Here is a 2,500-nt window from a genome sequence, read left to right on the forward strand (position 1 = left end):
CGTAAGCGGCTCGTGCCGGCCGTTATAGACGGTGGCTGAGGGCGACATCAAAGTGATGCCCATCATTTCCAATCTGATGGGCACCACTTTGACACAGTCTGCGGAGAAGAAACCGGGGACACGAACGGGGCGCCCGAACTACCCCCGGGAGCTGCGTGAGCGACTGGCAGCAGCAGCTTGTGAACCTGGCGTATCGGTCGCGAAGCTGGCCCGGGAGAATGGCATCAACGCAAACATGCTGTTCACCTGGCGGCGGCGATATCTGGCCGATCAGCAAGCTCGATCTGCCGGGCTCATTCCGGTCGTATTGCTCAGCGACACGCCGACGGAGGTCATTGCATCAGCTCCGGTAGAATCGCCCGCGCAGGGCGCGAAGCCTGTATCACCGGTCGGCACGATCGAGATCCGGATCGGTCGTGCGGTGGTTAAAGTGGACGGCCTGGTTGATGCCGATATGCTGCGGATCGTGCTCGGTAGTCTGCGCTCATGATCTCCCTACCGGCAGGCACGCGCATCTGGATCGCTGCTGGCGTCACCGATATGCGATGCGGGTTCCAGGGGTTGGCAGCGAAGGTGCAAACAGCGCTTGGGGAGAATCCGCTGGGCGGCAACGTCTACATCTTCCGGGGCCGCCGCGGCGATCTGGTAAAGATTCTCTGGGCGTCGGAGGACGGAATCTGGCTGCTCGCGAAGCGGCTTGAACGAGGCCGTTTTATATGGCCCAAGGCCGACGGTGGCAAGGTCCATCTGAGCTCTGCGCAACTGTCGATGCTGCTTGAGGGCATCGACTGGCGACAGCCCCGTCGCACTGCCGCACTATCGATGTTGTAAACCGAGCGGCGGACTCGTAAACTACGGCGCATGTCGAACGGCGCCGATCTTCCTGACGATGTCGAGCTCCTGAAGGCCTTGCTGGTTGAGGCCCGTAGCCTGCTTGCCGAACGCGATGTCGAGATTGAGCAGCTCAAGGCGCAGATCGACAAGCTCAGGCGCATGCAGTTCGGCCGCAAGTCCGAGCAGCTGCAGCGGCAAATCGAGACGCTCGAGACTCAACTTGAGGATCTGGCCGCCGGGCGCGGCGTTGTGGATGTGCAGCGTGCGCAGGCCCGCGGTGCAAATGCGTCCACCACAAATGCGACGACGGACCAAGCGGCTTCCAGGCAAGCGCTTCCCGCACATCTGCCGCGCGAGGATCATGTGCTCAAGCCTGAATCAAGCTGCCCGGATTGCGGTCAGCCAATGCAGGTCCTCGGCGAGGACGAATCCGAACAACTCGCCCGGGTCGCGGCGGCGTTCAAGGTCATTCGCACGATCCGGCGCAAACTGGTTTGCCCCTGCTGCAGCACTATCGCCCAGGCGCGGATGCCCGGCCTGCCGATCGAGCGGAGCATCGCCCATCCGAGCTTGCTGGCAGACATCCTCGTCTCGAAGTATGCGGACCACCAGCCGTTGTACCGGCAATCGGCGATCGCGGCACGCGACGGCGTGACGCTTGACCGGGCCAGTATGGGCCGATGGGTCGGCCAGTGCGAGGCACTGTGCGCTCCGCTAACGGAGGCGCTGCGCCGCTATACGATGGCCGCGACCAAACTGCACGCGGATGACACGCCGATCCCGGTGCTCTCACCGGGCAACAGGAAGACCCGCACCGGCCGGCTATGGGTCTACGTGCGCGACGATCATCGCTCAGGCTCGACGCAACCGGCTTCGGTCTGGTTCGCGTACTCGCCGAACCGGCAAGGCATCCATCCTCAGACCCATCTCGCCAGCTTCAAAGGGATTCTGCAAGCGGACGCTTACGCGGGATTCGACGAATTGTTCCGCGATGGCTCGATACGCGAGGCGGCATGCCATGCCCACGCGAGGAGAAAGTTCTACCACATCCATGTGCGCACGCCATCTGACACAACACAAAAGGCACTCGAATATATTGGCGGGCTCTATGACATCGAGGCCTCCATTCGCGGCAGGCCCGCCGCCGTCCGGCTGCGAATACGGCAGGAGAAAGCCAGACCACTGCTTCAAATCTACGAAGCGTGGCTCAGGGCAAAACTCGAAACGCTGTCGTCGAAGTCCGATACGGCCAAGGCGATCAACTACACGCTGAACCAGTGGAGCGCACTGACGTTGTATTGCGAAGACGGTACGCTCGAGATCGACAACAACATCGCGGAGAACGCGCTGCGTTGTGTAAGTCTGGGTCGGAAAAATTTTTTATTCGCCGGCTCAGACAGCGGCGGCGAACGGGCAGCCGCGATGTACTCGTTGATCGGTACTTGCACATTGAATGACATCGATCCGCGTGCCTACCTGGACTATGTGCTAGCCCACATCGCCGATCACAAAATCAATCGCATCGACGAGCTCCTGCCTTGGCGTGTGGCCGACAAGCTGCATACGCCGACCAGTCCGCCAGATCCCTCGACCTGACCAGCCGCTCCATTCACCATCATGCCTCACGCGCACGCGGATGGACCAACGGCCCAGCTGAGCCGCTTAC

Annotated in this window: 3 protein-coding genes; all 3 read left to right on the forward strand. The window is 61.8% G+C overall.

What is annotated here, in order from left to right; all coding sequences use genetic code 11:
• Positions 1–31: 31 nt before the first annotated feature.
• The 3 genes from AB3X89_RS39420 to AB3X89_RS39430 are packed head-to-tail and all read left to right on the forward strand — an operon-like array spanning position 32 to position 2,430.
• Positions 32–490: a transposase gene (locus AB3X89_RS39420; RefSeq protein WP_368587966.1), complete on the forward strand. Its 459-nt coding sequence runs from the start codon at positions 32–34 to the stop codon at positions 488–490.
• Positions 487–831 carry an IS66 family insertion sequence element accessory protein TnpB gene (gene tnpB, locus AB3X89_RS39425; protein WP_094783439.1) on the forward strand — a complete coding sequence of 115 codons (345 nt, stop codon included), beginning with the start codon at positions 487–489 and terminating at the stop codon, positions 829–831. The genes AB3X89_RS39420 and tnpB overlap by 4 nt, the downstream gene beginning before the upstream one ends.
• A gap of 30 nt (positions 832–861) precedes the next feature.
• Positions 862–2,430, forward strand: coding sequence for an IS66 family transposase (locus AB3X89_RS39430; protein WP_368587967.1), 1,569 nt, complete (start codon positions 862–864; stop codon positions 2,428–2,430).
• Positions 2,431–2,500 lie beyond the last annotated feature (70 nt).

This window comes from Paraburkholderia sp. BR14320 (assembly GCF_040948665.1).
GTDB lineage: Bacteria > Pseudomonadota > Gammaproteobacteria > Burkholderiales > Burkholderiaceae > Paraburkholderia > Paraburkholderia youngii.